General features: G+C 59.0%; 6 protein-coding genes, 2 pseudogenes and 1 other annotated feature (1 of these 9 cut by a window edge). Of the genes and pseudogenes, 2 read left to right on the forward strand and 6 right to left on the reverse strand.

Annotation, left to right across the window (positions count from 1 at the left end; translation table 11 throughout):
• Positions 1-99: 99 nt before the first annotated feature.
• On the reverse strand, positions 100-969 hold the full coding sequence (locus tag H7C18_RS33840; protein ID WP_185133553.1) for an AraC family transcriptional regulator: 870 nt from the start codon (positions 967-969) through the stop codon (positions 100-102).
• 163 nt (positions 970-1,132) lie between these two features.
• On the opposite strand from H7C18_RS33840, the gene H7C18_RS33845 reads away from it, so the two are divergent.
• A complete protein-coding gene (locus H7C18_RS33845; protein ID WP_202887769.1) occupies positions 1,133-1,945 on the forward strand; it encodes a phytanoyl-CoA dioxygenase family protein in 813 nt (270 codons plus the stop codon).
• A 65-nt stretch (positions 1,946-2,010) separates the two neighbouring features.
• On the opposite strand, the gene H7C18_RS33850 is transcribed toward H7C18_RS33845, so the two are convergent.
• On the reverse strand, positions 2,011-2,157 hold the full coding sequence (locus H7C18_RS33850; protein WP_202887770.1) for a hypothetical protein: 147 nt from the start codon (positions 2,155-2,157) through the stop codon (positions 2,011-2,013).
• Positions 2,158-2,331: 174 nt separating this feature from the next.
• Complete coding sequence (gene tyrS / locus H7C18_RS33855) at positions 2,332-3,426, reverse strand: tyrosine--tRNA ligase (RefSeq protein WP_185133555.1); 1,095 nt, start codon at positions 3,424-3,426, stop codon at positions 2,332-2,334.
• A gap of 58 nt (positions 3,427-3,484) precedes the next feature.
• Positions 3,485-3,710: a binding site (T-box leader), on the reverse strand.
• 163 nt (positions 3,711-3,873) lie between these two features.
• Here tyrS and H7C18_RS33860 point away from each other — a divergent pair.
• Positions 3,874-4,269, forward strand: a pseudogene (locus H7C18_RS33860) (ADP-ribosylglycohydrolase family protein); the annotation flags it as partial.
• Between the two features lie 3 nt (positions 4,270-4,272).
• On the opposite strand, the gene H7C18_RS33865 reads toward H7C18_RS33860, so the two are convergent.
• The 3 genes and pseudogenes from H7C18_RS33865 to H7C18_RS35455 form a co-directional block, all read right to left on the reverse strand.
• Positions 4,273-4,914, reverse strand: coding sequence for a DedA family protein (locus H7C18_RS33865; RefSeq protein WP_185133557.1), 642 nt, complete (start codon positions 4,912-4,914; stop codon positions 4,273-4,275).
• Positions 4,911-5,522, reverse strand: a complete 612-nt coding sequence (locus tag H7C18_RS33870; protein ID WP_238358141.1) for a YqaA family protein — start codon at positions 5,520-5,522, stop codon at positions 4,911-4,913. Before H7C18_RS33870 ends, H7C18_RS33865 begins: the two co-directional genes overlap by 4 nt.
• Positions 5,519-5,747 (reverse strand): annotated as a pseudogene (locus H7C18_RS35455) (hypothetical protein); it runs 237 nt beyond the window's last position. Before H7C18_RS35455 ends, H7C18_RS33870 begins: the two are co-directional and overlap by 4 nt.

A 5,747-nucleotide genomic window follows, 5' to 3' on the forward strand; every position in this document is an offset into this window, starting at 1 on the left:
GCGGTCCATGGCCCGAATAAGTGGAGCATTTCCTGTTCCTTCTTGCCAGGAGGCGCATTTGGCGTCATTGGAGGGACGCTTTCCCGTTCACTGTTCCTCCTACCGCGCCGCCGGAGCCATGCGCTCCTTGCGCCATTGTCCCGGCGGAGTGCCGGTTGCCAGCTTAAACGACTTGGCGAAGTGGTGGACGGAATAGAACCCCGTGTTCGCCGCGATCTGCTCCAGCGTGTATGTCGTCGACTCCAGGAGCGCGGTGGCGGTGCGGATTTTGACTTGCCGGTAGTAATCGGAGAAGTTCATCCCCAATTCGTCGTTGAAAAGGCGGGAGAGATGACGCTCGGAGATGTGCAGGTATTCGGCCAAGTCCTGAAGCTTGATGCGCAGCGACAGGTTGTCGCGGATGAACAGCCTCGCCTTGTGCAGCAGGACGGACTCCCGGGGCTTGCTTGCGGCAGACTTCGGTTGCTCTCCCCGGTCGTTCAGAAACGTCTGAAAGCATGACAGGAGCAGGCTGCATGCGATCGATTCGAGCAGCGTCCGGTTTTGGATGGCATCAGGTTCGGCCGTCCGCAGCGTCTGCCACAGCGATGCCGTCAGCGAAGGGGCGGCGGCCGGAACGACCACGCGGTCGGGCTCCGTGAGCCGCCGGCAATTCCGCGCCCACTCCCCACCCGTCCGATCTTCCGGCATAAAGGCGACCCAAGCGAGCCCGATGCCGTCCGCGCTCTCGATCTGGTGCCAGGCGTCCGGCCTGGAAAGGATGATGTCTCCCTGGTATAAAGGATATCGCTCTCCGCTCTCGATATAGCCGCCTTCCCCGCTCGTTACGCAACAGCATTCGAAGAACGAGTGCTTATGAAGCGGATGCGTGCGATGATCGGAGATGCTTCCCCAGTAGTGAACGCGAAAAGCCGCCTCCGTTCCGAAGACGAGCTCCGGGGCAATCGTATGAAGATGGTTGATATTCATCGGAAAGCTCCTTCACGGGATCGGCTTTTCGTTCATTATAGGATGGCGGATCCATACAAAACAAGGTCCGGCCGGTACAAAGACGAACAGCCCCCGCTGCGGTAGATTGAAGGTGAGCCGAATATCGCCTCTCATTCCGTTGGGAGCAAAGGAGAAGATGCACATGCCGAGCGAAATTTCTTCGTCTTATGTCAAGCAATATGAAAAGGACGGCTACCTTGTTTTCCACGACGTTCTGGATGCCGATCTCATGCAGGAAGCGAAAGAGCACGTCGATTGGCTGATTCGGAAAAATCCGGACCTGCGCCCGGAAAATCTCCACACGAACCTCGTGCACGACGATCCCTTCTGGCTTCGTCTCGTCGGCGACGACCGGCTGCTGGATATCGCGCAGGCGTTCCTCGGTCCGGACATCGCGCTGTTCGCCTCCCATTACATCTGCAAGCCCGCTTTTCACGGCCGCCCCGTCTTGTGGCACCAGGACGGCAGCTATTGGCCGCTGGATCCGATGAAGGTCATCACCTTATGGCTCGCCGTCGACGACTCGACGATCGAGAACGGCTGCATGCGCGTCNNGCGCGTCATTCCCGGCACGCAGCACTTGCAGCTGCAGGAGATGAAGAGCAGCTTCGACGTCGAGAACGTGCTCGGCTCCGAGATCGAGAAGCAGTACGTGGACGAATCCAAAGCCGTCGATCTCGTGCTGCGGTCGGGAAGCGTCTCGATCCATCACCCGAACATCATTCACGGCTCCAAGGCCAACCTCTCCCCGCACCGCCGCTGCGGCTTGACGATCCGCTATATTCCGACCGGCACGCGGGTCATGACGGAAAATCCGAAAGCCGCCGACCACAAAATTTTCCTTATGCGCGGCGACCGCGGCACCGTCCCGAACCCTTACTTGCCGTTCCCGAAGTTCGATGCGGCTCGGCATATGCCTTTCCGGGGGTGCGAGAGCTTTGGGGGTTCAATCTGATTGACTTGACAGAAGGGAGAGGCCCCTGCCGTTAGGCANNGTTCGAACGGGAATTCGCGTTCGCGTTAATCGTCGGAATGTCCCTCGAACGTGGAGTAGCCGTATTTCCAATCTCCCGCCGGTTGTCCGTTGACGAACAGGGTGGAGTTCATATAGACGCCTTCGAAGCGGAGCGGGATTCGGTCGTTCGGTTCCGTTTCGCTTAGCGCCAACGTTTTGCGATACCAGCCTTCGCCGTCCTCATATAGCCGGTGCGAGTCGTAGATGAGCCAATCGCGAGGCAGTGTGACGGGAGTCNNGCGGCGACGGTTGCGTAGTCCGTACGAAGCGGCTGTTTGGCAAAAACCAGCCGCCGTTCCATTTGATTTTCCGGCTCATCGGAAACCTTAGCTCAGCTTGACCAAGCTGTAGTTTTTCTTTCCTTTGCGAATGATGATAAACTTGCCGCCGATGGCGTGGTCCGGGGTGACTTCGAACGCCAAGTCGTTCACGCGCTCGCCGTTCATCGAGATGGCGCCGCCGGAGACGTCCTCGCGCGCCTGGCGCTTGGACGGTTCGATGCCCAGATCGACGAGCCAATCGACGATGTTCTTCGTTTCCCGGCCCGCTTCGAACGTCGGCATCTCTTTGAAACCCTGCTCGATCTCGTCCGCCGTCAGCGAGCGGATGTCGCCGCTGAACAGGGCGGCCGTAATGCGCTTCGCCTGCTCCAGCATCTCTCCGCCGTGCACGAACCGGGTCATTTCTTCCGCCAGCGCTTTTTGCGCTTCGCGCTTGTGCGGCTCGGTTTGCACTTTCCCGGCGAGCTCCTCGATCGTTTCCTTGTCCAGGAACGTGAAGTATTTCAAGTATTTCACGACGTCGCGGTCGTCGGTGTTCGCCCAGAACTGGTAGAACTCGTACGGCGTCGTCTTGTCCGGATCGAGCCACACCGCGCCGCCCGCCGTCTTGCCGAACTTCGTGCCGTCCGCCTTCAGCATGAGCGGAATCGTCAGGCCGAACGCTTTGGCGTCGACGCCTTCTTTTTTGCGGATGAGATCAAGCCCGCTCGTGATGTTGCCCCATTGGTCGGAGCCGCCGATCTGCAGCTGCACGTCTTCGTTCCGGAACAGATGCAGGAAGTCGAGCGATTGCAGGATTTGGTACGAAAATTCGGTGAACGAGATGCCGCTCTCCAGCCGGCTCGACACGACGTCCTTGGCCAGCATCGTGTTGATGCTGAAGTTCTTGCCGTAGTCGCGCAGGAAGTCGATGACATTGATCTNNGCTCCGCCGATCAGAATGACCGGCCGGTGGCCGGCCAGCTGGAACCGCTTGAGCACGATGAACGGGATAAGGTGCCCGACATGCATGCTGTCGCCGGTCGGATCGACGCCGCAGTACAGCGATACCGCCTTCGATTCCGTCAACTCGCGCAACCCCTCCGCGTCCGTCTGCTGATTGATCGCTTCGCGCCAGGTAAGCTCGTCGATAATGTTCAATTCATCCATCTCCTTTTGGTTATGCAATCAACAAAAAATCGCCCCTCGTCAAAAGAGACGTAGGGACGATCGAATAACCGCGGTACCACCCAGATTGCATGAGCCGCGCATAGGCGCTTGATTCATGCCGCTTGTAGGCGAAATATCGTTCGCCGATTCCGCTTGGCGTTACCCAAGATGCTCCGGAGCGTAATTCGCGGTCCTTGTATGTGCCGGGTCGCATCGACCCCCGGCTCTCTGGAACAGGGACAAAGCCGCTACTGTACTTCCTTCGACGCATGTCGAATATGAAATTACAGACAGTATAGCCGAACCGGAAAACGGGTGTCAATGCTTCAAATCCAGGGGTATAGGCCCTTTTTTAGCGCAATCGGCTTTGGTATGATCCGTTCCGAAGCACTTTATACATCCATAAGTCGACATAGCTGAGAAAGGGAGGAAGCATAGATGGAACTGCAACTGCAGAGATTCAAAGGAAGCTTGGTCGGATTGGCGGTCGGGGACGCGCTCGGCACGACGATCGAATTCTCGATGCCGGGCCGCTTCGAGCCGGTCGAAGATATGGTCGGCGGCGGTCCGTTCGGCCTCAAGCCGGGGCAATGGACCGACGATACGTCCATGGCGATATGCCTTGCGGAGAGTCTGCTCGAGACGGGCGTGTTCGATCCCGTCGACCAAATGCGGCGTTATGCCCGTTGGCGATACGAAGGGTATTGGAGCAGCACGGGGGTTTGCTTCGACGTCGGAAACGCCACGGCGGAGGCGATCGGCCGCTTCCGGCAGACGGGCGAAGGCTATTGCGGTTCGGCCGATCCGCGATCGGCCGGCAACGGCTCCATCCTTTATTCAGCCTCTTCTCGCCATCCGCTCCGCTTCACGCTCCCTTTTGGATGACGTCCGCCGCTTTTTCCACACGATAAAACCGATCAACAGCGCCCCCGCGCACACCGAGAGAATGCCCAAGTACCGTTCGGCTGTCTTCAAAAGGTCCTCCCAATGTCCGCCGAACCGATAGCCGATGCCGAAGAAGAACAGGACCCACAGGGCGGTTCCCGGAAAAGCATAGAGGATCACCGTGCGGACGGGAACGCGAATCACCCCGATGAAGTATCCGACGAATTGGCGGAGCCCGGGCACGAAGAAGAGGATCAGCAGTGCTTTGTTCCCGTGTTTGCCGTATGCGCGCCGAACTCGCTCCAGAGTCGAGGGCTTGAGGAACACGTATTTGCCGTACCGAAGCAGAAGGGGTTCGCCAAATCGGCAACCGAGAGCGTAGGTGACGGTGACTCCGATGAACGCTCCGGCGAGTGCCGCTCCGAGAGTCGGCCACGCGGACAGCTTGCCTGCTTGGGCCAGGTAACCGGCATAAGCAAGCGTGCTGTTGCCGGGCGGAAGGGGGAGCGCGATAAAATCCAGCGGCAGGCCGAGCAAGAGCAGCAAATAGCCATAGTGCTCGAATAGACGTTCTACGAAGGCCATCGCGTTCATGGGCAGAGATCCTCCGGCTTCGACGCAGCGTTCGGCCTGGCGTTCAGGCGCTTTCTGCGAACCCGCATCAGCAGCCAAACCGTCGCGAGAAGGGCGCCCGCGGCCAGCATGATGAAAGTAAGCGTCTTTCCGTGAACCATGTGCTCGGCCGAACGTCCGTAAGCATAGAACAGCAGCCCGACGATATAAAATTTGGCGGCGCGGCCGATCGCGGCATAGAGCATCAGCTTGCGGAGCGGGAAATTCGTGCAGCCCGACGCGACGGTGAACAGTTTGAACGGAATCGGCGTGAAAGATCCGATCAGGATCGCCATTTCGCCGTGCTTGCGGAAGAGAGATTCGACGCGGTCCAGCTTCTCTTGCTTCACGAACCGCCGAAGCAGGCGATAGCCCGACGTCCGTCCGATCGCGTAGCCGATCGGCGTTCCGATCATGCAGCCGGCGAAGCCGAGAGTGGCCAGCCACAGCGCGTTATCCGGGTTGAGGGCGCTGAGCGAGACTTGAAGGAAGAAGGCGGGAATCGGGAACAGGATGGCGTCGACCATGGCGTGAAAGAACAGTCCCCACGCTCCAAAATCGCCCAGGAAATTCGTAATCGCGCTGATCAAACGACCGCCCTCCTCCACGGAGCGGCAGGGGAAAGCTGATCTGCCCTGCCGTGAATCCGTTCGGCATTCAGGCGGGGATAATCGAACAGATTCCCTTCATAGACCGTCTCGAACGAGGAGTTCCGAAGGAAATGATCGGGGGTCACGAGACTCGAAGGGCGATCGAACAGCTTCAGTCCGGACCGGCGCAGCGCCTCGGCGACGAATTGGGAGCAGAAATAAGCG

The sequence above is a fragment of the Cohnella zeiphila genome (genome assembly GCF_014212055.1).
GTDB classification, from domain to species: Bacteria; Bacillota; Bacilli; order Paenibacillales; family Paenibacillaceae; genus Cohnella; species Cohnella zeiphila.